This window comes from Azospirillum sp. CT11-132 (assembly GCF_047302835.1).
GTDB lineage: Bacteria > Pseudomonadota > Alphaproteobacteria > Azospirillales > Azospirillaceae > Azospirillum.
Genome location: NZ_JBGLZA010000003.1, coordinates 310,705 through 336,065 on the forward strand (window position 1 = coordinate 310,705; position 25,361 = coordinate 336,065).

23 protein-coding genes are annotated in these 25,361 nt (G+C 67.3%); 8 read left to right on the plus strand and 15 right to left on the minus strand.

What is annotated here, in order from left to right; genetic code table 11:
• Positions 1 to 23: 23 nt before the first annotated feature.
• From nifD to ACCD06_RS07250, 3 genes are all read right to left on the minus strand, one after another.
• A complete protein-coding gene (nifD, locus tag ACCD06_RS07240; RefSeq protein WP_109156009.1) occupies positions 24 to 1,475 on the minus strand; it encodes a nitrogenase molybdenum-iron protein alpha chain in 1,452 nt (483 codons plus the stop codon).
• Positions 1,476 to 1,679: 204 nt separating this feature from the next.
• Positions 1,680 to 2,576, minus strand: a complete 897-nt coding sequence (gene nifH, locus ACCD06_RS07245) for a nitrogenase iron protein (RefSeq protein ID WP_109156008.1) — start codon at positions 2,574 to 2,576, stop codon at positions 1,680 to 1,682.
• 262 nt (positions 2,577 to 2,838) lie between these two features.
• The gene (locus ACCD06_RS07250; RefSeq protein WP_413339771.1) at positions 2,839 to 4,149 is read right to left on the minus strand and encodes a hypothetical protein; all 1,311 of its coding nucleotides are present in this window, start codon (positions 4,147 to 4,149) and stop codon (positions 2,839 to 2,841) included.
• Positions 4,150 to 4,353: 204 nt separating this feature from the next.
• Here ACCD06_RS07250 and ACCD06_RS07255 point away from each other — a divergent pair, with 204 nt between their 5' ends.
• Together ACCD06_RS07255 and draG are read left to right on the plus strand one after the other, a co-directional pair.
• The gene (locus ACCD06_RS07255; RefSeq protein ID WP_413339773.1) at positions 4,354 to 5,226 is read left to right on the plus strand and encodes an NAD(+)--dinitrogen-reductase ADP-D-ribosyltransferase; all 873 of its coding nucleotides are present in this window, start codon (positions 4,354 to 4,356) and stop codon (positions 5,224 to 5,226) included.
• 106 nt (positions 5,227 to 5,332) lie between these two features.
• Positions 5,333 to 6,226, plus strand: a complete 894-nt coding sequence (gene draG, locus ACCD06_RS07260) for an ADP-ribosyl-[dinitrogen reductase] hydrolase (RefSeq protein ID WP_413342470.1) — start codon at positions 5,333 to 5,335, stop codon at positions 6,224 to 6,226.
• A gap of 174 nt (positions 6,227 to 6,400) precedes the next feature.
• Here the strand turns inward: draG and ACCD06_RS07265 are convergent, their stop codons facing one another.
• Positions 6,401 to 7,345, minus strand: coding sequence for an IS110 family transposase (locus ACCD06_RS07265; RefSeq protein WP_413339775.1), 945 nt, complete (start codon positions 7,343 to 7,345; stop codon positions 6,401 to 6,403).
• A 187-nt stretch (positions 7,346 to 7,532) separates the two neighbouring features.
• Between ACCD06_RS07265 and ACCD06_RS07270 the strand changes: the two genes are divergently transcribed.
• The 3 genes from ACCD06_RS07270 (at position 7,533) to ACCD06_RS07280 (ending at position 9,580) form a co-directional block, all read left to right on the plus strand.
• Positions 7,533 to 7,946 (plus strand): ArsC/Spx/MgsR family protein, encoded by a 414-nt coding sequence (locus ACCD06_RS07270; protein WP_413339777.1) that lies wholly within the window; start codon positions 7,533 to 7,535, stop codon positions 7,944 to 7,946.
• Positions 7,947 to 8,026: 80 nt separating this feature from the next.
• A complete protein-coding gene (locus tag ACCD06_RS07275) occupies positions 8,027 to 8,797 on the plus strand; it encodes a class II glutamine amidotransferase (RefSeq protein ID WP_413339779.1) in 771 nt (256 codons plus the stop codon).
• 159 nt (positions 8,798 to 8,956) lie between these two features.
• Positions 8,957 to 9,580, plus strand: coding sequence for an FMN-dependent NADH-azoreductase (locus tag ACCD06_RS07280; protein WP_413339781.1), 624 nt, complete (start codon positions 8,957 to 8,959; stop codon positions 9,578 to 9,580).
• 222 nt (positions 9,581 to 9,802) lie between these two features.
• Here ACCD06_RS07280 and ACCD06_RS07285 read toward each other — a convergent pair whose 3' ends face one another.
• The 8 genes from ACCD06_RS07285 to ACCD06_RS07320 all read right to left on the minus strand — a co-directional run bounded on the left by ACCD06_RS07285 (position 9,803) and on the right by ACCD06_RS07320 (position 18,478).
• A complete protein-coding gene (locus tag ACCD06_RS07285; protein ID WP_109075256.1) occupies positions 9,803 to 11,311 on the minus strand; it encodes an AMP nucleosidase in 1,509 nt (502 codons plus the stop codon).
• A 96-nt stretch (positions 11,312 to 11,407) separates the two neighbouring features.
• The gene (ftsY, locus tag ACCD06_RS07290; RefSeq protein ID WP_413339783.1) at positions 11,408 to 12,751 is read right to left on the minus strand and encodes a signal recognition particle-docking protein FtsY; all 1,344 of its coding nucleotides are present in this window, start codon (positions 12,749 to 12,751) and stop codon (positions 11,408 to 11,410) included.
• Between the two features lie 22 nt (positions 12,752 to 12,773).
• Positions 12,774 to 14,042, minus strand: a complete 1,269-nt coding sequence (gene mtaB / locus ACCD06_RS07295) for a tRNA (N(6)-L-threonylcarbamoyladenosine(37)-C(2))-methylthiotransferase MtaB (protein ID WP_109075255.1) — start codon at positions 14,040 to 14,042, stop codon at positions 12,774 to 12,776.
• Positions 14,032 to 14,313, minus strand: a complete 282-nt coding sequence (locus ACCD06_RS07300) for a DUF2442 domain-containing protein (RefSeq protein ID WP_413339786.1) — start codon at positions 14,311 to 14,313, stop codon at positions 14,032 to 14,034. The genes mtaB and ACCD06_RS07300 overlap by 11 nt, the downstream gene beginning before the upstream one ends.
• Positions 14,314 to 14,316: 3 nt before the next feature.
• Positions 14,317 to 15,159 (minus strand): diaminopimelate epimerase, encoded by an 843-nt coding sequence (dapF, locus tag ACCD06_RS07305; RefSeq protein WP_413339788.1) that lies wholly within the window; start codon positions 15,157 to 15,159, stop codon positions 14,317 to 14,319.
• 91 nt (positions 15,160 to 15,250) lie between these two features.
• Positions 15,251 to 15,679, minus strand: a complete 429-nt coding sequence (locus tag ACCD06_RS07310) for a GtrA family protein (protein WP_109075251.1) — start codon at positions 15,677 to 15,679, stop codon at positions 15,251 to 15,253.
• Positions 15,679 to 16,737 carry a glycosyltransferase family 2 protein gene (locus ACCD06_RS07315; protein ID WP_136705307.1) on the minus strand — a complete coding sequence of 353 codons (1,059 nt, stop codon included), beginning with the start codon at positions 16,735 to 16,737 and terminating at the stop codon, positions 15,679 to 15,681. The genes ACCD06_RS07310 and ACCD06_RS07315 overlap by 1 nt, the downstream gene beginning before the upstream one ends.
• A gap of 70 nt (positions 16,738 to 16,807) precedes the next feature.
• Entirely contained in the window at positions 16,808 to 18,478 is a 1,671-nt protein-coding gene (locus ACCD06_RS07320; RefSeq protein ID WP_413339790.1) for a hypothetical protein, read from the minus strand.
• A 295-nt stretch (positions 18,479 to 18,773) separates the two neighbouring features.
• On the opposite strand from ACCD06_RS07320, the gene leuD reads away from it, so the two are divergent.
• Complete coding sequence (gene leuD, locus ACCD06_RS07325) at positions 18,774 to 19,385, plus strand: 3-isopropylmalate dehydratase small subunit (protein ID WP_109075248.1); 612 nt, start codon at positions 18,774 to 18,776, stop codon at positions 19,383 to 19,385.
• Positions 19,386 to 19,456: 71 nt separating this feature from the next.
• Positions 19,457 to 20,572, plus strand: coding sequence for a 3-isopropylmalate dehydrogenase (leuB, locus tag ACCD06_RS07330; protein WP_109075247.1), 1,116 nt, complete (start codon positions 19,457 to 19,459; stop codon positions 20,570 to 20,572).
• A gap of 105 nt (positions 20,573 to 20,677) precedes the next feature.
• Here the strand turns inward: leuB and ACCD06_RS07335 are convergent, their stop codons facing one another.
• Both ACCD06_RS07335 and ACCD06_RS07340 read right to left on the minus strand, forming a co-directional pair.
• On the minus strand, positions 20,678 to 20,968 hold the full coding sequence (locus ACCD06_RS07335) for a general stress protein (RefSeq protein WP_085088553.1): 291 nt from the start codon (positions 20,966 to 20,968) through the stop codon (positions 20,678 to 20,680).
• Positions 20,969 to 21,133: 165 nt separating this feature from the next.
• Positions 21,134 to 22,015 carry an HpcH/HpaI aldolase/citrate lyase family protein gene (locus ACCD06_RS07340; RefSeq protein ID WP_413339793.1) on the minus strand — a complete coding sequence of 294 codons (882 nt, stop codon included), beginning with the start codon at positions 22,013 to 22,015 and terminating at the stop codon, positions 21,134 to 21,136.
• Positions 22,016 to 22,201: 186 nt separating this feature from the next.
• Here ACCD06_RS07340 and pdxY point away from each other — a divergent pair, with 186 nt between their 5' ends.
• Positions 22,202 to 23,062, plus strand: a complete 861-nt coding sequence (gene pdxY / locus ACCD06_RS07345; RefSeq protein WP_413339795.1) for a pyridoxal kinase PdxY — start codon at positions 22,202 to 22,204, stop codon at positions 23,060 to 23,062.
• Positions 23,063 to 23,069: 7 nt separating this feature from the next.
• On the opposite strand, the gene ACCD06_RS07350 is transcribed toward pdxY, so the two are convergent.
• Positions 23,070 to 25,259: an ATP-binding protein gene (locus ACCD06_RS07350; RefSeq protein WP_413339797.1), complete on the minus strand. Its 2,190-nt coding sequence runs from the start codon at positions 25,257 to 25,259 to the stop codon at positions 23,070 to 23,072.
• Positions 25,260 to 25,361 lie beyond the last annotated feature (102 nt).

A 25,361-nucleotide genomic window follows, 5' to 3' on the forward strand; every position in this document is an offset into this window, starting at 1 on the left:
TCTCCTGTTCCAGAGGCCGATGGTCAGAACGGGGCCTTCATCACGCCCCAGACGGGGTTGTTGATGGCCAGGTCCATGTCGCGGGCGAAGATCGCGAAGCCGTCATAGCCGTGGTACGGGCCGGAGTAGTCCCAGCTGTGCATCTGGCGGAACGGCAGGCCCATCTTCTGGAACACGTACTTTTCCTTGATGCCCGACGCGACGAGGTCGGGACGCATCGCCTCGACGAACTTCTCCAGTTCGAACGCGGTGACGTCGTCGTAGATCAGCGTGCCTTCCTTCACATAGTGCGGCGTGCGCTGATAGTCGTCGTTGTGGGCGAACTCGTAGCCGGTGCCGATGATCTCCATGCCCAGGTCATGGTAGGCATCGACGACGTGGCGGGGACGCAGGCCGCCGACGTAGATCATGACCTTCTTGCCGTCCAGCCGCGGCTTGTACTTGGCGATGACCGCATCGACCATCGGCTGGTAGCGGGCGATGACCTTCTCGGCGTTCTCCTTGATCTTGTCGTCGAAGAGAGCGGCGATCTTGCGCAAGGACTCGGCGATCTGGCTCGGGCCGAAGAAGTTGTATTCCATCCAAGGAATATTGTACTTCTCCTCCATGTGGCGCGCGATGTAGTTCATCGAGCGGTAGCAGTGGATCAGGTTGACCTTGGCCTTCGGCGTGTTCTCCAGCTCCGCCATGGTGCCGTCGCCCGACCACTGGGCGATCACGCGCAGGCCGATCTCCTCCAGCAGGATGCGGGACGACCAGGCGTCGCCGCCGATGTTGTAGTCGCCGATGATGGTGACGTCATAGGGGGTGGAGACGAAGTCGGCCTTGGGTTCCGTCTTCTCGAACACCCAGTCGCGGATGGCGTCGTTGGCGATGTGGTGGCCCAGCGACTGGGACACGCCGCGGAAGCCTTCGCAGCGCACGGGGATGACCGGCTTGCCGATTTCCGCCGACTTGGCGCGGGCGACCGCCTCGATGTCGTCGCCGATCAGGCCGATCGGGCATTCCGACTGGATCGAGATGCCGTTCACCAGCGGGAACAGCTCGTTGATTTCCTCGATGACCTTGTGCAGCTTCTTGTCGCCGCCAAAGACGATGTCCTTCTCCTGGAAGTCGGAGGTGAAGTGCATCGTGCCCCAGCTGTCCACACCGGTGTCGCCGATGTAGTAGTTGCGGCGGCCGGACCAGGAGTAATAGCCGCAGCCCACGGGCCCGTGGGAGATGTGGATCATGTCCTTGATCGGACCCCACACCACGCCCTTCGAGCCGGCATAGGCGCAGCCGCGGATCGTCATGACGCCGGGGATGGACTTGACGTTCGACTTGACGCCGCAGTCCTTGGCCTCGGCCTCCAGCACGTTCAGGTGCTTGGCGCGGCGCTTGCGGGACTTTTCGGGATAGGCTTCGAGGACTTCGTTGACGAGGGTCTTGACGTCGACCGCGGTGGTGGTCTGGGTGTTCTCGGACAGGCTCATAGCCGGCCTCCTGCTTGAATATTCCGCGCCACTGCAGCGCGTGACCGAGCCCCTCCCTCCCACGCCGACGTCACCCGGCCGGAACCGGTGGGCAGTCGTTGGGTCGACGTCGTGCGGGGCTGGGGAAAAGGGCCAGTGTTCAGGCGGTCCCCCCTGCGCGGATGGGGCAGGGGGGCCGGTAGGCAACCGTCGCTACGCCCGGGATCAGGCGCCGGCCTTCGCCGCTTCCTTGGCAGCCAGCTCGGCGAGCTGCTGCTCCTCGGTCTTCATGATGCCGAAGTCCATCAGCATCTCTTCCAGCTCTTCCATCGTGATCGGGGTCGGGATGCAACCCTGGCCGGAGTTGTTGTGCACCTTGCTGGCGAGCTGGCGGTACTCTTCCGCCTGCTTGCTCTCCGGCGCGTACTCGATGACGGTCATGCGGCGCAGCTCGGCATGCTGCACGATGTTGTCGCGCGGCACGAAGTGGATCAGCTTGGAGCCCAGGCGCTTGGCCAGGGCCTCGGCCAGATCGATCTCCTTGTCGGTCTGACGCTCGTTGCAGATCAGGCCGCCCAGGCGCACGCCGCCGCTGTGGGCGTATTTCAGGATGCCCTTGGCGATGTTGTTGGCGGCGTAGAGCGCCATCATCTCGCCCGACATGACGATGTAGATTTCCTGGGCCTTGTTCTCGCGGATCGGCATGGCGAAGCCGCCGCAGACCACGTCGCCCAGCACGTCGTAGGACACATAGTCCACGTCGTCATAGGCGCCGTTCTCTTCCAGGAAGTTGATCGAGGTGATGACGCCGCGGCCGGCGCAGCCGACGCCCGGCTCCGGACCGCCGGACTCGACGCACTTGATGCCCTTGTAGCCGATCTTGACGACGTCTTCGAGTTCCAGGTCCTCCACCGAACCGGCCTCGGCGGCGAGGTGGAGAACGGTGTCCTGGGCCTTGGCGTGCAGGATCAGGCGGGTCGAGTCGGCCTTCGGATCGCAGCCGACGATCAGGATCTTCTGATTCAGCTCGACCAGCGCGGCCAGCGTGTTCTGAGAGGTGGTGGACTTACCGATACCGCCCTTGCCGTAAAAGGCGATCTGACGCAGAGGCGCTTTGGCCATGTGGGTCGCTCCTGTGCTTGGGTCGTGGGGACTGTGCTTCGATCCGGTGCGGCCGGTTCGTGGCCGCTTCGGATTTCATGGGTTGCACGACCCGTGCCAGAGCGGAGAATGATGTTAAGTTATTGAAATAACGATATTATTTCGAACGGAAGTGCTTTTGGCCCCTTTGTCGGGGTCCCGACACACACGACAAAGCCCGACATTTTGTTTGGTCTTTATGGCGGCGGAGGGTTTGTGGGGAGGGAGCACCTACAGGAGAACCTTACCGCTCCTCGCCCAGCGCCTCCGCCGCGACGACGATGCGTAGCGCCAGCTCCTCCACCGCCTCGTCGCGGTCCATGTCGTAGAGCAGTTGCGCCAGCAGCCGGCCGCGCGCCATCAGGCGGCGGGCGAGCGCCGGATCGGCGGGCTTGGCCAGCAGCGCCTCGACCAGACGTTCGCCGGTCAGGCGGGCCAGCGCGTCGCAGCGGTCGACCAGCCGCTGCTTCAGCGTGTCCACGGCGGCGGGGCGGCCGGCATGGCTGAGGTCGGCGCAGAAATGGTGCAGGCTGCGCAGTTGCCGCAGCAGGGCGGCGAATAGCAGGTCGTCCAACTCGCCGCCCGCCGCCGCCTTGCCGATCAGATCGAACAAAGTGTCGGAAAGCCGCCATGCCGCCGACAGCCAGTCGTTCATCGCCTTGCGGTCGGCCGGCTCGACGAAGGGGCCGGATTCCTCCTTCGTCTCTTCCTGGTCGTCCAGGTTGCGCAGCGCGATGACGATCAGCCCGTCGGCCTGGGCCAGCGTGGCGAGGCTGGCGTGCAACGTCTTCAGCCCGCGGTCGGCGACGAAACCTTCGATCGCCTCCGTCGCCCGGCGCAACGAATAGCGGGCGAGCCGCCGCGACTGATAGACGACGTCGAGCAACGCGCTGCCGCCGCCCAGCGCCTCCAGCGCCATCCGCCGCACTTCGAAGCGCAGCAGGGCGCGGGCCAACTGGTCGATGCCGCCGACGTCGATAGGGCGGCTGTCCTTGGTCAGCCTGTCGGCGGTGGCGCGGGCATCGGCCTCGATGGCGGCGATCACCGACTGGAGATGGCCCTTGCCGCCGCCGCGCATCCGGCTGACCAGCATCCGCATCGCCTCGGCAAGGTCGACGGCGCCCGGCAGGCTTTCCTCATGGTCGGTGCGGCCGGTCACCAGCCGGTCGATCAGATGGTCGCGCACCCCCGGCAGCAGCACGTCCGTGATGATCTGCCCGATCGGCCGCAGCAGCGCTTCCATCAGGCGGCCGGGCGGCTGTCCGACCAGTCCCGGCAGCGGGTTGATCGGCTTGGGCACCAGCCGCGGCCGGTGCGGCTCCAGCAGCTCCAGCACGGCATCGCCGCGCAGGGGCGTGATCGAGCCGCGCAGGAGCTGGGCGAGCCGCAGGGTGGTGCGCGCCTCCGCCATGCCCCGCGGCGGGCGGCTGTCGGGAGCGCCGGGCGTGGGGGTCGCGGGTTCGGCGGGAGGCGAGGGCCGGACAAGCGCCTGCGTGGGCACGGGCGGAGTGCGCCGGCGCCGGCTGTCGTCATACTTGGTCGGCCAGAAGGCCATGCGGGTGCCGCCGGATCGTAAGCGTCGCTGTATTGAGTATGGGGACGGAAGGTTCGGCTTCAAATGGACAATATTGCGACATGCGGCGACACGCCCCCCGCCGGTTGCAGCGGTGAAGGCTTGGCACGCGCCGGCTTATGCAATATCCATATAAGAAATAATGATATTTGGACGGAGCGGCTTGGCGTGACGGATGGGGGGCTGATGCGCGATGCGAGTGGACGGACGCCGGAGGCCGACTCGCCGCCCGATTCTCCGCTGGCGCTGCGTGCTCACCGCACCAACCTCGTCAACGTCCCGGCCGCCCTGCTGTGCAGCGAAGCCTACAATGACGAGCCGCGGCGCCTGCGCATCGGCGCCACCCGCAGCGAACACGCGGCCTTGTTCGAGGCGCTGGACGAATGCCTCGACGCACTGACCGCGTCGGATATCTTCCAGCGCCATGTGGCCGAGGTGTTCGGGGTGAATCCCGACTTCTCCGGAACGGAAGGGCCGGACGGCAAGCGCCGGTTCCGCGCCAGCTACCTGCGCCTGCTGAAAGGCTGGATGTTCGACAGCAACCGCGCGGAAGGGGCGGTGCTGAAGGGGTGGGTGGAGAGCCGTTTCGGTCTGCTGCCGACCTTCCATGGCGAACCGATCCACCGCTTCGCCTCCGACGCCTGGGCGGCCTATGGCGAGCAGAAACAATCGGCCCGCTTCCACAACAACAACATCCATCTGCAGCTCGACCTTCTGTACGAGTTCTGCCAATGGACGATCCGCCGTGGCTGGACCGACGCGCCGATGCCCAACTGGGCCTCGCACATCCGGCTGTACCGCGGCGTCAACGATTTCGAGGAACACCACATCGTTGCCCGGCCGGACAAGCGCACGGCGGTGCTGCGGCTGAACAACCTGTGTTCCTTTTCCATCAACCGCGACATCGCCGGCCAATTCGGCGACTACATCCTCGATGCCTGGGTGCCGCTGCCCAAGGTGGTCTTCTTCCGCGACATCCTGCCGCGCTACCCGTTCCAGGGCGAAGGAGAATATCTGGTCATCGGCGGGGATTACCGGGTGGGTGTGTCGCTTCTCTGACAACCTCACGCCGGGCGTCGGCTTGTGGGCCGTTTGCCGGGCGCACCAGGAAAGGGCGGGCGCTTTGCCCGATGGCATGACCGATCCGACGATACCGACACCCGAGATCCGCTCCCCCGAAATCCGCTCAAGGGCGCTCGGCGCCTATCTCGGCCTCGCCTGCGGCGATGCGCTGGGGGCGACGGTGGAGTTCCTGACCAAGGGGGAGATCGCCCACCAATACGGCGTCCACAAGCACATCAAGGGCGGCGGCTGGCTGAAGCTGCCGGCCGGGCAGGTGACCGACGACACCGAGATGTCGCTGCATCTCGGCCGCGCCATCCTGTCCGGTCCGGAGTGGGAGGCCCGCCGCGCGGCCGAGGAGTTCGCGATCTGGCTGAAGTCGGTGCCAGTCGATGTCGGCGACACGACACGCCGCGGCATCCGCCGCTTCATCATGAACGGCACGCTGGAGGAGCCGGAGTCGGAATACCACGCCGGCAACGGCGCTGCGATGCGCAACCTGCCGGTGGCGCTGGCGACGCTGGGCGACGACGCGGCGTTCGAACGCTGGTCGGTGGAGCAGTCGCACATCACCCACTGCAACCAGCTGTCCGATTCCGCGGTGATCGCGCTGGGCCGGATGGTGCGGCGTCTGGTGCTGGGCGGCGGCATCGTCGCCGCACGGGAGGAGGCGAACGCCCTGATCGCCAAGCACCGCCAGTTCAAGTTCGAGCCCTATCGCTGTCTGTCCACCGCCTTCATCGTCGATACGGTGCAGACCGTCTTCCACTATTACTTCCAGACCGATTCGGTCGAATCCTGCGTGGTGGAGACGGTGAACCAGGGCGGCGACGCCGACACCACCGGCGCCATCGCCGGCATGCTGGCCGGCGCTACCTATGGCGTCGAGTCGATCCCGCCGCGCTGGCTGCGCAAGCTGGACCGCAAGGTCTATGACGAGATTTGTCAGCAAACCGACGCGCTGCTGGCCCGCGCGCCGCTGTTCCGGGAGACATGACGATGGCTGAGCAACCGTCTTAATGACGAAACGTGCTTGAACCGGATGTGCTCCGCGTCAAGGCTCGCGCGGACGCGCGCCCGCCCTTCGGGCGGCTGCGGCCTTGACCCGTCCGCGCACCCGGTTCATTGGGTTTGGCATGGGGTCGGCGGCGAGCGCCGACCGCCGGCATCGTCAGGCGGTTTTGATCTCCCAGGTCCGTCCCTTTGCGAGCATAGCGTTGAGGCGGACGATCAGCTTGTGCATGCAGGCGACGAGAGCCAACTTCGGCGGCTTTCCGCGCTTGGTCAGTTGGGCATAGTGGTCGGCGATCACGCCGGTGGTATGGAGGGCTGCGACGGCGGCGGCCATGTAGAGGATTCGCCGAACATCGGGGCGGCCGCCACCGATACGACGGCGGCCATGCGCTTGCCCGCTGTCATGATCGAAGGGCGCAACGCCGACCAGGGCGGCGACCTTCCGACCGGTCGTGTGGCCCAGTTCCGGGAGCAAAGCGGCGAGGCCGATCGCCACCACCGGTCCGACCCCGGGAGCAGTCTGGAGCGCAGCCACGGTTTCAGCCATCACCGGCACGGTGGCGAGCGTGCGCTCGATCGCGGCTTCCAGCGTGGTCAGCGCCTCGGTCAAAGCGTCAATGGCCTCTTCCAGCGCCGCTTTGGCTGCTGCCGGAGCGGAGATCAAGGCGCGGCGCAGATCGCCTCGCTTGTCGACGAGCAGACGACGCGCCTTTACCAAGCCGGCCAATTCCTCGCGGGTCGGATCCACCGGCGTGGCGGTCGACGCAGCCCCGGAGGCGGTGAAGGCCGCGATCAGGGCGGCGTCGATGGTATCGTTCTTGGCCCGCCGCCCCATGGCTTTTGCATAAAAACGCACGCGTGCCGGATCAAACACCCGCACCGACAAGCTCGCCGCGCGCAACGCATCACGGACCGGCCGCTCGTAGCCGCCGCTGGCCTCGATGCCGACATCCGTGATCCCTCGATGAGCCAACCACGCCGCCAGTTCCTGATGCCCAGAAGGCGTGTTGGCGACTTGGATCGTGTCACCGGTGGCGGAAACCGCCACATCCAAAAAGCGCTTGCCGCAGTCAATACCAGCGGCCATCTCGATGGTGGACATCCTTGCTGTTCCTTCCTTGTGGTGCGGGCTCGAGCCCAAGCAACCGTTCGGACTTCAAGGAAGGGCTGACCGCCTCCGAGCTCAGTCACGGCCTGTCCGCCAAGGTGATTGCGGGGTCGGTCAGCCCAGACGGCCCGCCAATGGCGGGCCGTCTGGGCATCAATTTAGGACTTTCCCACGACACAAGGTGATTTTCTTCGAGAAACCCGGCTGCGGCGGCAACGCCCGGCAGAAAGCCCTGCTGGAGCAGGCCGGTCACCGCGTGATCGCCCGCGACCTGCTGAGCGAACCCTGGACGGCGGAGACGCTCCGTCCCTTCTTCGGCGACCGGCCGGTGGCGGACTGGTTCAACCGCGCCGCCCCGGCGGTGAAGACCGGCGAGGTGGTTCCGGAGGCGATGAATGAGGCCGCGGCGCTGGCGGCGATGGTCGAACGCCCGCTGCTGATCCGCCGCCCGCTGATGCAGGTCGGCGACCGCCGCGACTGTGGGTTCGAGACCGATCGGGTGGACGCCTGGATCGGCCTGGGTGGTGCTGTGCCAACGGAAGGCAAGATGGAGGGGTGCCTGCGGCCGGATATGCCGCCCTGTTCTAAACCATGAACGTCAGCGCGTGACCTTGCGCACCACCTGTCGTAGCTTGTCGCTCCCAAGGGCGACGACCAGCGGCAGACGAGGACACCATGTGCGAACTCCTGGGCATGAGCGCCAACGTGCCCACGGACATCTGTTTCAGCTTCGCCGGCCTGATGCGCCGCGGCGGGCAGACCGGTCCGCACCGCGACGGCTGGGGTATCGCCTTTTACGAGGGGAAGGGCTGCCGCACCTTCCACGACCCGTCGCCCAGCGCTGAGTCGGAGATCGCCCGGCTGGTCAGCCAATATTCGATCAAGTCCTGCACCGTGATCTCGCACATCCGCCGCGCCAACCGCGGCCGGGTGTCGCTGGAGAACACCCACCCCTTCACCCGCGAGCTGTGGGGCCGGGTGTGGACCTTCGCCCACAATGGCCAGCTGAAGGGCATCAAGGACCGAATCCTGACCTTCTACGAGCCGGTCGGCAGCACCGACAGCGAACATGCCTTCTGCTGGCTGCTCGACCAGATCCGCATGCAGTATCCGGAGCCGCCGAAGACCACCTCCGGCCTGATGAAGCTGATCCGCCATCTGGCCGCCGATCTGGGCACGCTGGGCGTCTTCAACATGCTGCTCAGCGACGGGCGCTATCTGTGGTGCCATTGCGCCACCAACCTCGCCTGGCTGACCCGCAAGGCGCCGTTCGGCGCCGCCACCCTGGTCGACGCCGACATGAGCGTCGATTTCTCCAAGGAAACGACGCCCAACGACATCGTCACCGTCATCGCCACCCGGCCGCTGACCAGGGACGAGGCGTGGACGGTGATGCAGCCGGGTCAGATGGCGGTCTTCCGCAGCGGGCTTCTGGTAACGCGCTGATCCCGCCGGGCCGATGGTCGCTTGGCCGCCGATTGTTGCTTCTCCAGAGACGATCTTTCGCGCACAGCCCGGCTTAACCGCTGGAAAACAAAGGGGCATCTTGGGTGTCAGAAACCGGCCGGACCTGACGGCCGCAACAACCAAGAGGCTCCTTCCGCCATGACCACGATCCTGCATGTCGACTCCAGCCCGCTCGGCGCCGCCTCCGTCACCCGCCAGCTGACCGCCTCCATTGTCGACGCTCTGGTGAAGGCCGAACCGTCGGCCACCGTCGTCACCCGCGACGTCGCCGCCAACCCGCCGGACCACCTGAACGGCGAACTGATGCAGGTCGTGAAGTTCCGCAATCTGGAAGGCCTCAGCGAGCGCCAGCGTGAAGAACTGGCCCTGACCGACGCCCTGGTCGATGAGTTCTTGGCCGCCGACGTCGTCGTGATCGGCGCGCCGATGTACAATTTCTCGATCCCGACCCAGTTGAAGGCCTGGATCGACCGCCTTGCCCAGGCCGGCCGCACCTTCCGCTACACCGAGAAGGGGCCCGAGGGGCTGGCCGGCGGCAAGCGCGTGATCGTGGCGTCGGGCCGCGGCGGCGTCTATTCGACCAACCCGGCGCTGGCCGGCCTTGACCACCAGGAGGCCTATCTGCGCACGGTGCTCGGCTTCTTCGGCATCACCAACGTGACCTTCATCCGCGCCGAGGGCATCGGCATGGGTCCGGAAGCCAAGGCGAAGGCGCTGGCCGGTGCGGCGAAGGAGATCGAAGGGCTGCTGGTGGCGGCTTGAGTTGTTAAGGGGGCGGGTGCTGCACTTGCCCCCACCCTAACCCTCCCCCGCTGGGCGGGGGAGGGGACCAGTGCTTGTTCGGGAGAGCGGCGGCAGTCCCTCCCCCGCCCAGCTCTCGCACAAAGCTATGCTTTGTGCTGACGCGGCAGGCGGACCGTAGGTCCGCTGAGAGCGGGGGAGGTTAGGTGGGGGTCTAACGTCAAACCCCAGCCGACACTCCCCCTACTGGAACGCCACCTCCGCCAAGCTGCGCAGCTTGCGGGAATGCAATGTCTCCATCCCATGCTCGCGCAGCAGTTCCATCGCCAGCACGCCGATCTTCAGATGCTGGTCGACCCGCTCGCGGTAGAAGCGGTCGGCCATGCCGGGCAGCTTCAGCTGACCATGCATCGGCTTGTCCGACACGCACAGCAACGTCCCGTACGGCACGCGGAAGCGGAAGCCGTTGGCGGCGATCGTGGCGCTTTCCATGTCCAGCGCGATGGCGCGGCTCTGGCTGAAGCGCATCAGCGGCTCGCGGTGGTCGCGCAGCTCCCAGTTCCGGTTGTCGATGGTCGCCACCGTGCCGGTGCGCATGATGCTCTTCAGGTCGAAACCCGACAGCCCGGTCACCCGCTCCACCGCCGTCTCCAGCGCCCGCTGAACCTCGGCCAGCGCCGGTACCGGCACCCACAGCGGCAGGTCGGCGTCCAGCACATGGTCCTCGCGGACATAGCCATGGGCCAGCACATAGTCGCCCAGCCGCTGCGTATGCCGCAGCCCGGCGCAATGGCCCAGCATCAACCACGCATGCGGGCGCAGCACCGCGATATGGTCGGTGATCGTCTTGGCGTTCGACGGGCCGACGCCGATGTTCACCAGCGTGATGCCGTTGCCGTCCGGACGTTTCAGGTGATAGGCCGGCATCTGCGGCATGCGCGTCAGCTTGGCCGAGACGGCATCCACGGTCCCGCCGAGATTCTGGTTGGTGGTGACGATGTCGCCCGGCTCGACGAAGCTGTCATATTGGCAGCGATAGGCCGCCAGTTCGGCATCGCCGGTCGGCTCCATGATCTCGCGCGACAGCCGGATGAACTCGTCCACATAGAACTGGTAGTTGGTGAACAGGACGAAGTTCTGGAAATGCTCCGGCGCTGTGGCCGTGTAATGGCGCAGCCGGTGCAGCGAGAAATCCACCCGGGGAGCGGTGAACAGGGCCAGCGGCTTCACCGCATCCGGCCCGCCGTCGCAGGTGCCGTTGACGATGGTGTCGTCCATCCGCGCCAGATCGGGCAGGTCGAACAAGTCCGGCAGCTTGGTCAGCCGGTCCGGCGGCAGATCGCCTTCCACATACATGCCGTTGGGAAAGGCGAAATGGATCGGGATGGCTTCCTCGCTGACACCGACCTCCAGCGGGACGCCGTGGTTGCGCAGCAGAAGCGTGAACTGTTCCAGCAGATAGCGTTCGAACAGGTCGGGCCGCGTCACCGTGGTGGAATGGACGCCGACCCCCTCGACAAAGCCATAGGACAGCCGGGTGTCGACCCCGGCCCCCGACACGGCGGTCAGCCGCACATAGGGGTAATAGGCCCGGTTTCGTCCGCCTTCCTCTTCGCCCTGGGTATAGGCGGCGAAGCGGTCGCGCAAGTATGCGGTGTTGCGGTCATAAATGTCCCGCACGCAGGCCAGTGCGGCTTTGGCATCGGTGAAGCGCCCGGCCGACCCGGGCTGGAGCGGGGCTTTGTCATTCATGTCATCAAAGATGGGGTACGAACGACAAGCTGGGAAGGCCGAATTTCGGCCAACCTCCGGTGCTTACCCAATCGGCGATGACCGTTCCCCGGCCGGTCAGTCTGCGTGCAGTCCCATCAGCGACTTGGCGAAGGCATCCGCATCGAACGGGCGCAGGTCATAGACTCCCTCGCCGACGCCGATGGCGTGGACCGGGATCTTGAACTTCTCCGCCAGCGAGACCAGCACGCCGCCGCGGGCGGAGCCGTCCAGCTTGGTCAGGATCAGGCCGTTGACGTTGACCATGTCGCGGAAGATCTCGACCTGACTGTGCGCGTTCTGGCCGGTGGTGGCGTCCAGCGTCAGCAGGGTGGTGTGCGGCGCCGTCTCGTCCAGCTTCTTGATGACGCGGACGATCTTGCGCAGTTCCTCCATCAGGCCGGTCTTGTTCTGCAGCCGGCCGGCGGTGTCGATCAGCAGCACGTCGACCTTCTCGGCCCGGGCGCGTTCCAGCGCGTCATAGGCGAGGCCGGCGGCGTCCGCCCCGGTGTCGCGGGCAACGACCGGGCAGCCCGTGCGCTCACCCCAGATCTTCAGCTGGCTGACGGCGGCGGCGCGGAAGGTGTCGCCGGCCGCCAGCATCACGCTCTTGCCCTCCGCCTTGAACTGGCGGGCCAGCTTGCCGATGGTGGTGGTCTTGCCGGTGCCGTTGACGCCGACGACCAGGATGACATGCGGCTTCAGCGCCGGGTCCAGCACCAGCGGCTTGGCAACCGGCGTGACGATCTTCGACACCTCGGCGGCGAGCGTCGACTTGACCTCCTCCGGCGAAACCTCCTTGCCGAAGCGGGTCCGTGCCAGTTCCGCCGTGACCTTCGCCGCGGTGGCCGGGCCGAGATCGGCTGTGATCAGCAGCTCCTCCAGTTCCTCCAGTGCCTCGTCGTCCAGCTTGCGCTTGGTGAAGATGCTGGTGATGCCGTCGGTCAGCTTGGACGAGGACTTCGACAGCCCTTCCTTCAGCTTGGCGAACCAGCCTTTCTTGGTCGGCGGCGCTTCTTCGGCAGCAGCAGGGGTAGCCGCGACCGGTGCCGGGGCGGGCGCCGGCGGCAATTCGGGAACGGGTTCCGCCTCAGGCGCCGGAGGCGGAGCCACCGGGGCAGGAGCGGGCGGCGGCTCGACCGGCGCGGCAACGGCAGGAGGCGTGACCGGGATCGGCGCGACCGGAGGCTGCGTGATCGGAGCGGGCGGCGGCTCGGCGCTCGGCGGGGCGGGCGCCATTTCCGGCACCGGCTCGACTTCCAGCATCGGCGGCGGCGGAGCGGTCGGCGGCTCCGGCTTCTTTTCCGCTTCCGGTTGCGGCGCAGGCGTGGCGGTGTCCAGATTCACCGATCCGTTCTTCGCCGCCTCTTCCTTGGGAGCGGTCTCTTCGGGCTTCTTGCGGCCGAACCAGCGGAAAATCATGGAGTGTCCACTATAAGAGAGGTCAGAGCGGGGTGCCGGTCAGCACGCCGTCCTTGATGCCGGTGATGGCGGCGGGCACCAGCGAGCCGGGCGCGAAGGTTTGACCCAGGCGGATCGCGGCGAAATGCTCGGTGCGGCCCAGGTCGTCCTTCTCGACCAGCACCGTGGCGGTGCGGCCGACGAGGCTCGCCAGCGTGCGGGCCTCCGCCGCTTCGCCGACGGCGCGCAGGCGGGCGGCGCGCTCCTTGCGGACGGCGCCGTCGACCTGCGGCATGCGGGCGGCCGGCGTGCCGGGGCGCGGGCTGTAGGGGAAGACATGCAGCCAGGTCAGGCCGCACTCCTCCACCAGCCGCATGGTGTTCTGGAACATCTCCTCGGTCTCCGTCGGGAAACCGGCGATGAAGTCGGCGCCGAACACCACGTCGGGCCGGATCGAGCGCACCCGCTCGCAAAACGCGATGGAATCGGCGCGGCCATGGCGGCGCTTCATCCGCTTCAGCACCATGTCGTCGCCGGCCTGGAGCGACAGGTGCAGGTGCGGCATCAGGCGCGGCTCGTTCTCGATCAGGCGCCAGAGGTCGTCGTCCATCTCGATGCAGTCGATGGAGGACAGGCGCAGCCGCGGCAGTTCCGGCACCAAAGCCAGCAGCCGGCGCACCATCTGCCCCAGCGACGGCGAACCCGGCAGGTCGGGGCCGTAGCTGGTGATGTCGACGCCGGACAGCACAACCTCGTTGTAGCCGGCCTTTACCAGCGCCTGGACCTGTTCGACGATGCCGCCGATCGGGACGGAGCGCGACGGACCGCGGCCATAGGGGATGATGCAGAAGGTGCAGCGGTGGTCGCAGCCCTGCTGAACCTGAACGAAGGCGCGGGCGCGGTCCTCGAACCCGCCGATCAGGTGACCGGCGGTCTCCTTCACCGACATGATGTCGTTGACCAGAACCTTCTCGGCCGGCGGCAGGCCCCAGCTTTCCGGCTGAAGCTTTTCCTGGTTGCCCAGCACCTGATCGACCTCCGGCATCGCGGCGAAGCGCTGCGGGTCGATCTGCGCGGCACAGCCGGTAACGACGATGCGGGCGTCCGGCCGCTCGCGCCGCAGCTTGCGGATGGTCTGCCGCGCCTGCCGCTCGGCTTCCGAGGTGACGGCGCAGGTGTTGACGATCACCACGTCGTCCAGCCCGGCGCTACGGGCATGGTTGCGCATCACCTCGGACTCGTAGGTGTTGAGGCGGCAGCCGAAGGTGACGATCTCGGGGCCATCGGTCTTCAGGACGACATCATCGGGCATGCTGAGCCCCTCCCATACCGGGCAAGGGGGCGCCGGTTATCGAAGAATAGAGAACGGCGGGATCAAGATCGGCCCCGTTCGGCCAGACCACAGTCCCAAGCTCCGGGTCGACGCGAACCGCGGCGAAGGTTTCCGGTTCGCGCAGCACGGCAAACACTCCGGTGAAAGGAACCAGGGCGGACACGTCGACATTCCCCTCCGCACCATCCTCGAATCGGAGGTGCAGGCGGTAGCCGTCGAGCGGCTTGGCGGCGACAATATCCTTCAGCATTGCTCAGTCCTGGAGGGCGTAAAGCTCGGCCGAAAGTCGGCCACTGAAGGCGAGCGCCACCGGGCCGGTCATCAGGACGCGGTCGTCTTCGGTCCACTCGATTGTCAGGGTGCCGCCGTCCAGCAGGATGTCGGCCTTGCGCCCGGTCAGGCCGCGGCGGGCGGCGGCCACCAGCGTGGCGCAGGCGCCGGTGCCGCAGGCCTGGGTGATGCCGGCGCCGCGCTCCCACACCCGCATCCGGATGGCGCTGGGCGACAGGACCTGAGCGAACTCGATGTTGGAGCGCTCCGGGAAGCTCGGGTGGTTCTCGAACACCGGGCCGACCTCGGCCAGCGGCACCGCCTCGGCATCGTCGACGAAGAAAACGGCGTGCGGGTTGCCCATGTTGACCGCGACCGGAGCCGCGAAGCCGCCATGCTCCACCGATTCGACCCGCAGCGTGTCGGTGGGGGCGGCCAGCGGGATGGCGCTCCAATCCAAGCGGGGCGGACCCATGTCGACCGTGATGCGGCCGTTGTCGGCGCGATAGGCGTGCAGCAGACCCGCGGCGGTCTGGAAGCTGGCGCGGTCGCGCCCGCTCTCCTCCATCAGCAGCCAGCCGACGCAGCGCGACGCATTGCCGCAGGCCGCCGCTTCGCTACCGTCCGCGTTGTGGATGCGCATGAAGGCGTCGGCCCCCGGTGCGTCCGTGCGTTCCAGAATGATGAACTGGTCGCATCCCACGCCGGTCTTGCGGTCGGCGATGGCGCGCACCTCCGCGCCTGAGGGGCGGTAGGGTTCGGAACGGGCGTCGATCACGACGAAGTCGTTGCCGAGGCCGTGCATCTTCAGGAATTCGCGGGTCATGGCCGCCGTTATATGGCGAGCCGCGGGCATAAGTCCATAAGGCGCCGCGCAACGCAGATTCGCGGGCGCCTCCAGATGGCCGGGCCCCCCGTTATGCCCCCTTGAACACCAGATGCTTCGACGCGGCGAAGTTGAAGAACATGCCGGCGATCGACCCGGCGGCCACCGCCAGGAACGGGTGCTCGGCGACCATCTGCACGCTCGATTCCAATCCCACCGACACGCCGTAATTCACCACGCCGCCGATGGCGTTGGCGGCGATGAACTTGGCCCACTGGCGGTGCAGCGGCTCGCTCACGGCGCCACGGAAGGTGAAGGCGCGGTTCAACGCCCAGGTGGCGGTCGCCGCCGCGAAGAAGGACGGCACGCGGGCGGCGAAGAACTGCAGCCCCAGCGCCAGGCCGGCGTAGAGCACGATCGTGTCCACCACCAGCCCGACGACGCCGACGACGCCGAACTTGGTGAACTGCACGCCCAGCCGGCCGAGCCGGCTGTCAAGCAGGCTTGCGACCGATGCCATCACCGGCGCTCGTCCCCGCGCGCGCCGGCCAGCGGCGGGTGGTTGCCCGGGGCGCGCAGCGACAGGTAGCTCATGCGCTTGGCCTCGCGGCGGCCATGGGTGACGGTGTCCAGGATCAGGCCGCAGGTCAGGCTGAGGAAGGCCAGCAGCATCAACCCGGTCGCGAGCAGGGCGGTGGGGAAACGCGGGACCAGCCCGGTCTCGAAATAGGTCGCGATCACCGGCACGCCCAGGATCATCGACAGCAGGGCCAGCAGCCCGAAGGCGGCGGAGAAGAAGGGCAGCGGCCGCTCCTCCTTCACCAGGATGATGATGGTGCGCAGGATGCGGATGCCGTCGCGGATGGTGTTCAGCTTGCTGTGCGATCCGGGCGGACGGTCCTTGTAGGGGGTCTTCACCTCGGCGATCGGCATGCGCAGCTCCAGCGCATGGACGGTCAGCTCCGTTTCGGTTTCGAAACCGCTGGCCAGCGCCGGGAACGACTTCACGAAGCGGCGGGAGAACACCCGGTAGCCCGACAGCATGTCGCCGATGCGGCTGCCGAAGATCTTGGCGACCATGCCGGTCAGCACGAGGTTGCCGAAGCGGTGACCGGGACGATAGGCGGCGACGATCTCCGTCACCCGCGCGCCGTTGACCATGTCCAGCTGCTCGTCCCACAAGCGCTTGACCAGTTCCGGGGCGCTGGGGGCGTGATAGGTGTCGTCGCCGTCGACCAGCACATACACGTCCGCCTCGATGTCGGCGAACATGCGGCGCATGACGTTGCCCTTGCCCTGCAGCGGCTCGCGCCGGACGACGGCCCCGGCGGCGCGCGCGACCTCCACCGTCCGATCCTTCGAGTTGTTGTCGTAGACATAGACGATGGCGTCGGGCAGGGCGGCGCGGAAGTCCTGCACCACCTTGCCGATCGCCGCCTCCTCGTTGTAGCAGGGGATCAGCACCGCGACGGTGGGGGCCGGGCCGGCCTGCACAGCCGCCGTCTGCGCTCCGGAAGCGTCGGCGGCCGGGGGGAGGGCGGGGCGGTCGGCAGGACGGTCGAGGGTCGATACGGTCATGGCGCTGGCTTCTGGCTGGGGACGGGACAGGCACGGCTGTCAGCGGCGATAAACAGCACAAACCCGCCGATTATTCCACTGTCTCCCGATTCCCGCCCGCCCGGTCAACGGCGCAGAGGTTCAGCGTCTCGCCCAAATTGTTGGGAATCGGACGGCAGCGCTGTGGGTCGAGCCGCAGGCCGAGCAACTCCGCCGCCTTCGCCGCGCCGGCCGTGTCGGGGATGGTGCTCAGCATCAGGAAGGGGCCGTGGTGGGACGCAACCTTGTCCTTCATGATGGCGAGATAGCCGTTGCCGACCGAATCCGGCTGCAGGAAGTTCGATTGGATGCGCACGAAGGTGATGCGCGGCGGGAAGGACGGCATGACGTGGGAGATGGCCCAATAACCGGCCATCAGCACCATGGTGTCGTCCGCATCCTCGATGGGAGGCACCTCCGCCGTCACCCATTTGTCCGCCCAGGCGACCCGCCCCCAATCGGCCGGCTGCACCGTCACCTGCACCAGCGCCAGCAGCGCCACCGCCAGCCCGATGCGCAGCCGGCGCGCCAGCGGCAGCAGCCCGACCGCCATCGCCAGCCCCAGCGGCGCCAGCATCTCCAGCGGCACCAGATAGCGGTAGATGCAGAACATCACCACCCACAGCGCGTAGGTGACGCTCAGCGCCGTCAGCAGGAACCGCGTCGCCGGTCCCTCGGTCAGCCAATCATTCCGCTTCCCCATCGATCGGCCGGCAACCGCGCAGACGAACCCGACCGGTACCAGAACGAACAGCGCCAGTACCCGCAGGTCGAACCACGGCACCTCGCCCACCGTCAGGGGGTGGACGGTGAAGACGAAGGGGAAGAACAGCCGCTGCCACAGGCCGGGCGGGAAGAAGCCGACATTGACGTAGTCGGAGAGGGCGGCGAAGGGCGACCGGAAGATGTGGTTCATGTGCGGGAAGACCGGATTCCCGTAATCGTGCCACAGATGCGCCATCCACACGCCGCCGCCCAGCGCCAACCCCACCAGCACGCCGATGCCGAAGAAGAAGGCCAGCCACAGCCGCCGCCACGGTCGCGCCGGCAGGGCCAGGAAGCCCAGGCACAGCCCGACCGCATAGATCACCGTCGGATTCTTCAGCCCCATCGCCGCCCCGGCCAGCAGACCGGCCGCCGCGACGCGGGCGAAGCTGGGCAGCGGCCGTCCGTCCAGGATGCCGGGAAGGCTGGCGGCGACGACCGCTGCCGCGCCCAGAACGCCCAGGCTGACCACATTGTCCTGAAAGGTGGTACCGATCAGCCCCAGCGTCCCACCGCCCAGCCCGCCCATCACCGCCAGCGCCATGGCAACCAACGTCCGTTTCAGATCCGGAACGTTCCGCAGGCAAAATGATGCCAGCAGATACAGCAGCGACAGGTTGATCCCCTGCAGCGTCCCCCACAGGAAGCCGGCCACCCTTGCCGGCAGGTGGGTGGCCAGCCAGTAGAAGGGCACGTCGAGGAAGGGGCTGTAGAAGCTCGGCATCTGCGCCGCGAGCAGATCGCGTCCGATCCGCCCGGTCAGCATCGCATAGCCGTTGTACCAATGGTAATTCCGCAGGTCCCAGTTCGCGTCCATGCCGAAGGCCAGCGTCAGCAGACCATAGGCCGGCGGGGCCAGCAGTAGGAAGGCGATGCCGATCAGGCGGGCGCGGCGATCCAGTGGGCCATCCGATGGGCGGTCTGACGGGCGGTCTTCGCGGGAGGCGGCTATCGGCATCGGAATGGGACAACCTTGCTGTTGCGCGGTATTGTCCTTAGGTGGCGGTCGCGCTCTCCGCAAGGGGAATGCCGGTTCCGGCGCGGCGTTTCGGAGCCGGCAATCGGGCCGGACCGCGACGATGCGCGGCCAATCGCGCAACAAAGATGCGCGGCAGTGCATTCGCGCATGCCTGTTCGCTCATTGCGTGCCGGGAAAAGGGCAAGCTTCCTCTGGCAATGGCTTGTTCGGTCTGCTATTCACCACGCTCTGCATGCGCACGCTTGCGCCTTCTTGCGCGACAGGATTTCTGGCGATGGAAAAGTTCACGGTTCTCACCGGCGTTGCGGCGCCGCTGCCGATGATCAATGTCGATACCGACATGATCATCCCGAAGCAGTTCCTGAAGACCATCAAGCGGACGGGGCTTGGCAAGCATCTGTTCGACGAGATGCGTTACACCCCCGACGGGCAGGAGATCCCGGACTTCGTCCTGAACAAGCCGGCCTACCGCAAGGCCAGCATCCTGGTTTCCGGCGACAATTTCGGCTGCGGCTCCTCGCGTGAGCATGCGCCGTGGGCGCTGGCCGACTTCGGGATCCGCTGCATCATCGCCCCCAGCTTCGCCGACATCTTCTACAACAACTGTTTCAAGAACGGCATCCTGCCGATCAAGTTGCCGAAGGAGCAGGTGGACCTGCTGCTCGACGACGCGTCGCGCGGGTCGAACGCCGTCATCTCGGTCGACCTTGAGAAGCAGACCATCACCGGCCCGGACGGCGGCACCATCTCCTTCGAGCTGGACCCCTTCCGCAAGCATTGCCTGCTGAACGGCCTGGACGATATCGGCCTGACGCTGCAGCAGGCGGCCCATATCGACGGGTACGAGGGCAAGCAGCGCGCCGGCCAGCCGTGGATGTGGGGCTGACCGCCTCCATCCTCCCCCGATCTCCTCAACTTCTGTCTTCTTGACGTCTGATATTTGGGAGTGCGCCCGCCATGGCCGCCAATAAGAAGCTTCTGTTCCTCCCCGGTGACGGTATCGGCCCGGAGGTGATGCGCCAGGTTCGCCGGGTCATCGACTGGATGGACCGCAAGCGCAAGATCACCTTCGACGTGTCCGAAGGCCTGGTCGGCGGCGCGGCCATCGAGGCCCACGGCGTTCCGCTGTCCGACGCCACGCTGGCCGAGGCGCTGGCGGTGGACGCGGTGATGCTGGGCGCCGTCGGCGGCCCGAAGTGGGACAACCCCAGCGACTACACCAAGCGTCCGGAAGCCGGCCTGCTGACCCTGCGCAAGGAACTGGGCCTGTTCGCCAACCTCCGCCCGGCCGTGGTGTTCGACGCGCTGGTCGACGCCTCGACCCTCAAGGCCGACGTCATCCGCGGCCTGGACATCCTGATCGTTCGCGAGCTGACCGGCGGCGTCTATTTCGGTGAGCCGCGCGGCATCACCGACATCGGCAACGGCGAGCGCCGCGGCGTCAACACCCAGGTCTACACCACGTCGGAAATCCGCCGCGTCGCCCGCGTCGCGTTCGAGCTGGCCCGCAAGCGCGGCAACAAGCTCTGCTCGATGGAAAAGGCGAACGTCATGGAATCCGGCCTGCTGTGGCGGCAGGAAGTGACCAAGCTGCACCAGGAAGAGTTCCAGGACGTCGAGCTGAGCCACATGTACGCCGACAACGGCGCCATGCAGCTGCTGAAGAACCCGAAGCAGTTCGACGTGATCGTCACCGACAACCTGTTCGGCGACATCCTGTCGGACGAGGCGGCGATGATGACCGGCTCGCTCGGCATGCTGCCGTCGGCCTCGCTGGGCGCCCCGGATGCCAACGGCAACCGCAAGGCGCTGTACGAGCCGGTGCACGGCTCCGCCCCGGACATCGCCGGCCGCGATCTGGCCAATCCCTGCGCCACCCTGCTGTCCTTCGCGATGTGCCTGCGCTACTCGTTCAACCTGGACGAGGACGCCAAGCTGATCGAGCGGGCCATTCAGAACGTGCTGGGCGGCGGCATGCGCACGGCCGACATCATGGCCCCGGGCATGGCGCGCTGCTCCACCACCGTCATGGGCGATTCGATCCTGCGCGAGCTGGACAAGCTGGCGTCCTGATCTCCCATTCGGTAGTGCCTTAAGAAAAAGCCCCCGTCCGCAAGGACGGGGGCTTTTTCGTCTGCACGATCCATAGCGTTTCAATCGCCCCGGTCGGTCGCCGCGTCAGTCGCCGCCTGCCGGACGGTCGGCCGACCGTCCGCCATGGCTCGCCTGTCCACCCTTGCGGCCGGCTTCCGCCGCCAGCGAGGGGTTCTTGGAGAAGCTGCGCGAGGAGGCGGGGACACTGCGCCCACCCTTGCGCCCGGCTTCCGCCGCGAGTTCCGGGTTCTTTGAAAAGCTACGTTTGTCGGCCGGCACGCTTTCGCCGCCCTTGCTGGCGATTTGGCGTTGCCGATCAGGGTCCATCGACGCAAAGCCGCGGCCCGACGTGCGATTGCTCTCTTTCGAGGCCATAACCAACCTCCGACTGTGCCTTGTTGACTTGACAACCGGACAGCCGGGGGGTTGGTTCCAAATCACCGATAAATTCTCCAACCGGAATTGTCGGTGCGGCGATCATTTCGTTTTGGGAACGGTCTCGTCGCGACCGTTGCTCATTTCGCTGATCACCCCCGTTGCTCATCCTGGGGCTTGCAGCTTGGCGATCGCTTCGGCCAGGGTCACCAGCCTCCGGGCGTTCTCGACATGCAGGTTCTCCACCAGCTTGCCGTCGACCAGAACCACGCCCTTGCCGGCGGCGGCTGCCTCCGCGTGGGCGGCGATGATGCGGTGGGCCTGGGCGATCTCCTCGTCATCCGGGGCGAAGGCGGCGTTGCAGGCGGCAATCGTCTTGGGATGGATCAGCGTCTTGCCGTCGAAGCCCAGCTCGCGCCCTTGGAGGCAGGAGGCGGCGAAGCACTCCTCGTCGTTCAGGTCCAGATGCACGCCGTCCAGCACCGCCAGCCCATAGGCCCGTGCCGCCAGCAGGCACAGCCCCAGGCTGGTGATCATCGGCAGCCGCTGCGCCGTGTGGGCGGCGTGCAGGTCCTTGGCAAGGTCGGAGGTTCCGAGCACCAGCGCGCCGACGGCGGGGGAGGCCCCGGCGATCTCCTTGGCGTTCAGGATGCCCAGCGGCGTCTCCATCATGCACCAGATGGTCTGGCCGGCCGGTGCGCCTGCGGCGCGCAGCACCGCCTCGGCCTGCCGCACCGCGTCGGCGCTCTCCACCTTCGGCAGCAGCACGGCATCGGCGCCGCTGGCCGCGGCCATGCGCAGATCGTCATAGCCCCAGGGGGTGTTCAGGCCGTTGACGCGGACGATCAGTTCCCGCCCGCCATAGCCACCGGCCGACAGCGCGGCCGCGATGGTGTCGCGCGCCATCGCCTTGGCGTCGGGGGCGACCGCATCCTCCAAGTCGAGGATCAGCCCGTCGGCGGGCAGGCTGCGTCCCTTCTCCAGGGCGCGGGCGTTCGAACCCGGCATGTAGAGCACGCTGCGGCGGGGGCGGACGGTCGTGGCCATGACGGTTTCCCGGAAATGCGGATGGTTGGAGACGGCAGCTTTAGCCGCGGGGCGCCGCCCTGTCCATGGGCCAGGCCGTCACAGTGCCCGCACGGGCCGGCGCATGGCAGCCATGCCGCAAGCCCCGGCCATCGTCCCGGAGTCGGCGGCTTTACGCCCGGCGGACGGTCGCTTACGCTTTCCCGCATGAAAAGCGTCCTCACCATCCAATCGCACGTCGCCTATGGCTATGTCGGCAACCGGGCCGCGGTGTTTCCGCTGCAGCGGTTGGGGATCGACGCCACGGCGGTGAACACCGTCCAGTTCTCCAACCACACCGGCTATGGCGCCTGGACCGGACAGGTCTTCACGGCGGAGCATATCGCCGACATCGTCGACGGCATCGCCGCCCGCGGCGTGCTGCCGGCTCAGGACGCGGTGCTGTCCGGCTATATGGGCGCCGTCGAACTGGGGCAGGTGATCGTGGAGACCGCGGCGCGGGTGAAGGGCGTCAATCCGAATGCGATCTATTGCTGCGATCCGGTGATGGGCGATGTCGGCCGCGGCTTCTTCGTGCGGCCCGGCCTGCCGGAATTCATCCGCGACCATGCGGTGCCGGCCGCCGACCTGATGACGCCGAACCAGTTCGAACTGGAGTATCTGACCGGCCGCAAGGTGGAAACGCTGGACGACGCGCTCGCCGCCACCGCTGCGTTGCGTGCGCGCGGGCCACGGCTGGTGCTGGTCACCAGCCTGACCCGCAGCGATGCCGATCCCGACAGCATCGAGATGCTGGCGGACGGCGCCGACGGCTCCTGGCTGGTGTCCACGCCGCGCCTGACCTTCGACCCGCCGCCCAACGGGTCGGGCGACGCGGTGGCGGCGCTGTTCCTCGCCCATTACCTGACCGCCTTCCACCCGGCCGACGCGCTGGAAAAGGCGGCGGCGGCGATCTTCGCCATCTTCGAGGCGACCAAGCGCATCGGCACGCGGGAGCTTCAGCTGATTGCCGCCCAGGACGACTTCGTCAACCCGCCCCGCCGTTTCACCGCAACGCGGATTCGCTGAGGCGGTCTCAGGCCGCAGGCGCGGCGTGGCTGCCCATTTTCATGGGACGATCCACCACCCGTTCCACCGGCAGCCGCACCGTCATCGCGGTCCCGGCCCCCGGCGCGCTGCGGCAGGTCAGCGTTCCGCCATGCAGGTCGATGAAGTTCTTCGAGATCGACAGGCCCAGCCCGGTGCCCTCGTACCTGCGGTTCGCGGCATTCTCCGCCTGACGGAAGGGCTGGAACAGGTCGGCCATGAAGTCGGGCGGGATGCCGATCCCGGTATCGGCCACCGTCAACGCGAAGCCGCCATCCTCGTCCAGCCCGGCGGTGATGGTGATGCTTCCGCCGTTGGGCGTGAACTTCACGGCGTTGGACAGCAGGTTCAGGATCACCTGCTTGAAGGCCCGGCGGTCGACCCACAGGGTGGCGACGGCGGCGGTCGCCTCGTTGTGGATGGCGACCGCGCCGGCGGCGGCGCGGTCGCGCACCATCATCAGGCATTGCCCGACCGCCTCATGCGCCTCGACCGCCTCTTCGCACAGCTCGAACTGGCCGGATTCCAGCTTCGACATGTCCAGCACGGCGTTGACGATGTCGAGCAGATGGCGGCCGCTGTCGTGGATGTCGGCGATGCAGGACTTCTGCCGTTCGTTGACGGCGCCGAAGAACTCGCTGTCCAGCACCTCGGCGAAGCCGATGATGGCGTTCAGCGGGGTGCGCAGCTCGTGGCTCATGTTGGCCAGGAACTCGCTCTTCGCCCGGTTCGCCAGTTCCGCCTGCGTCTTCGAGGCGATCAGTTCCGCCTCCTGCTGCTTGCGGCGGGTCATGTCGCGGATGACGCCGACATAGATGCGGGGTTCGTCCGGACGCAGCGCGCCGACGGAAGCCGGGTAGGAGTCCGCGGCGCAGGGGCCGCCGCCCAAGCGCAGATCGCTGACGGTGAAGCCGACCGGAAAAGCACGGCCGTCGCGGCGCAGGGCGGTCAGGTCGCGGTCGTTGGCGCCGCCGCGGGCGTCGGGGATCAGCGCCTCGATCGGCTGGCCGATCATCTCGCGCTCCGGCACGCCGAACATCATCTCGGCCGCCCGGTTGAAGGTGACGATGCGCCCGGCGGTGTCGAAGGTGACCACGGCATCCAGCATGGAATCGAGGATGCCGCGGATCCGGCGCGAGGCGCGGGCCAGCCGGGCCTGATCCTCCTCGCGACGGGCATGCTGGCGGACGACGAAGGAGGTCAGCAGGGCGATTGCGATCGTCATCGCCGTGCCGATGGCGGTCCAGGCCGCCGTGTCGCGCCGCCATTCGGCCAGCGCCACCGCCACCGGCAGGGTCGCCACGATGACGAAGGGATAGCCCTGCACCCGCCGCACGCTGACCAGACTGTCGATTCCGGCCCCCGGGCCGGGTGCCATGCCGCGGATGGTGGTCTCGTCGTGCGCGGCAAGCGCAGTCCACACCGCCGGCCAGTCGGTCAGCCGGTCCGGTCCGTTGCGGCCCGGCGGCCGGTCCAGCAGGACGGTGCCGTCCTCCAGCGCCAGGAACACGCTGCCCTTGCGGTCGATGTCCCGCGATTCCAGCGTCGCCGCCAGGCGCGTCGGATCGACCATGGCGACCATCACGCCGCGGAAGCCGCCGTCCCGGTCCAGCCAGCGCCGGCTGAAGGGGATGACCTGGGTGCCGGGCCTCACCCGGCTGTTGATGGCGGCACCGACATACAGCCCCTCTCCGGCCCCCGTGAGCGGCCCGGTGAAATAGGCGCGGTCGGACAGCGGAAGCTTCGGAAGAGGCAAGTCGGCCGAATGATGCAGGGCGAAGCCGTCACTGTCGACCACCACCAGATCGGCCAGTTCGGCAAAGGAATCGCGCCGCTGGCGCAAATGGTCGTGGATGGCCGTGCTGCCGCGGCGCGTGCCCTCGGGAAGCGTGTCGAGTGCGAAGGACAGGTCGCGCAGAAGCTGGTCCACCGCGAAGGCCGTCCGCAGCGTCTGCGATTCCAGCATGCGTGCAAGATCGCGGGTGGCGCGCTCGCCGGCATCCAGCGCCTCGCGCCGGCCCTGGACGATGCCGTAGCCGATCAGCGCGTTCACCACCAGGATGAAGGCAAGGCCGGACGCGGTCATCAGGAACCGCACCGATCCCAGGCGGCCGCGCAACGCCCGCGCCAGATTGGCGGGGCAGGACAGCGGGGGGGAGGCTGACCCGGGGACGGGCATCGGCGTTTCGGCTTCCAGTGGGGCTTGCGGCCGGACGGCCCGTGTTGACTAGATGAACCGGCACCCTAAAGAAAGTGTAATTGGACTGAAACATGGGGATTG

Bases quoted from the DNA above. Each gene is read 5' to 3' on its own strand.
- nifD (WP_109156009.1), bottom strand. From the start codon at position 1,475: ATGAGCCTGTCCGAGAACACCCAGACCACCACCGCGGTCGACGTCAAG.
- nifH (WP_109156008.1), bottom strand. From the start codon at position 2,576: ATGGCCAAAGCGCCTCTGCGTCAGATCGCCTTTTACGGCAAGGGCGGT.
- ACCD06_RS07250 (WP_413339771.1), bottom strand. From the start codon at position 4,149: ATGGCCTTCTGGCCGACCAAGTATGACGACAGCCGGCGCCGGCGCACT.
- ACCD06_RS07255 (WP_413339773.1), top strand. From the start codon at position 4,354: ATGCGCGATGCGAGTGGACGGACGCCGGAGGCCGACTCGCCGCCCGAT.
- ACCD06_RS07265 (WP_413339775.1), bottom strand. From the start codon at position 7,345: ATGTCCACCATCGAGATGGCCGCTGGTATTGACTGCGGCAAGCGCTTT.
- ACCD06_RS07275 (WP_413339779.1), top strand. From the start codon at position 8,027: ATGTGCGAACTCCTGGGCATGAGCGCCAACGTGCCCACGGACATCTGT.
- ACCD06_RS07280 (WP_413339781.1), top strand. From the start codon at position 8,957: ATGACCACGATCCTGCATGTCGACTCCAGCCCGCTCGGCGCCGCCTCC.
- ACCD06_RS07285 (WP_109075256.1), bottom strand. From the start codon at position 11,311: ATGAATGACAAAGCCCCGCTCCAGCCCGGGTCGGCCGGGCGCTTCACC.
- ftsY (WP_413339783.1), bottom strand. From the start codon at position 12,751: ATGATTTTCCGCTGGTTCGGCCGCAAGAAGCCCGAAGAGACCGCTCCC.
- mtaB (WP_109075255.1), bottom strand. From the start codon at position 14,042: ATGCCCGATGATGTCGTCCTGAAGACCGATGGCCCCGAGATCGTCACC.
- ACCD06_RS07300 (WP_413339786.1), bottom strand. From the start codon at position 14,313: ATGCTGAAGGATATTGTCGCCGCCAAGCCGCTCGACGGCTACCGCCTG.
- dapF (WP_413339788.1), bottom strand. From the start codon at position 15,159: ATGACCCGCGAATTCCTGAAGATGCACGGCCTCGGCAACGACTTCGTC.
- ACCD06_RS07310 (WP_109075251.1), bottom strand. From the start codon at position 15,679: ATGGCATCGGTCGCAAGCCTGCTTGACAGCCGGCTCGGCCGGCTGGGC.
- ACCD06_RS07315 (WP_136705307.1), bottom strand. From the start codon at position 16,737: ATGACCGTATCGACCCTCGACCGTCCTGCCGACCGCCCCGCCCTCCCC.
- ACCD06_RS07320 (WP_413339790.1), bottom strand. From the start codon at position 18,478: ATGCCGATAGCCGCCTCCCGCGAAGACCGCCCGTCAGACCGCCCATCG.
- leuD (WP_109075248.1), top strand. From the start codon at position 18,774: ATGGAAAAGTTCACGGTTCTCACCGGCGTTGCGGCGCCGCTGCCGATG.
- leuB (WP_109075247.1), top strand. From the start codon at position 19,457: ATGGCCGCCAATAAGAAGCTTCTGTTCCTCCCCGGTGACGGTATCGGC.
- ACCD06_RS07335 (WP_085088553.1), bottom strand. From the start codon at position 20,968: ATGGCCTCGAAAGAGAGCAATCGCACGTCGGGCCGCGGCTTTGCGTCG.
- ACCD06_RS07340 (WP_413339793.1), bottom strand. From the start codon at position 22,015: ATGGCCACGACCGTCCGCCCCCGCCGCAGCGTGCTCTACATGCCGGGT.
- pdxY (WP_413339795.1), top strand. From the start codon at position 22,202: ATGAAAAGCGTCCTCACCATCCAATCGCACGTCGCCTATGGCTATGTC.
- ACCD06_RS07350 (WP_413339797.1), bottom strand. From the start codon at position 25,259: ATGCCCGTCCCCGGGTCAGCCTCCCCCCCGCTGTCCTGCCCCGCCAAT.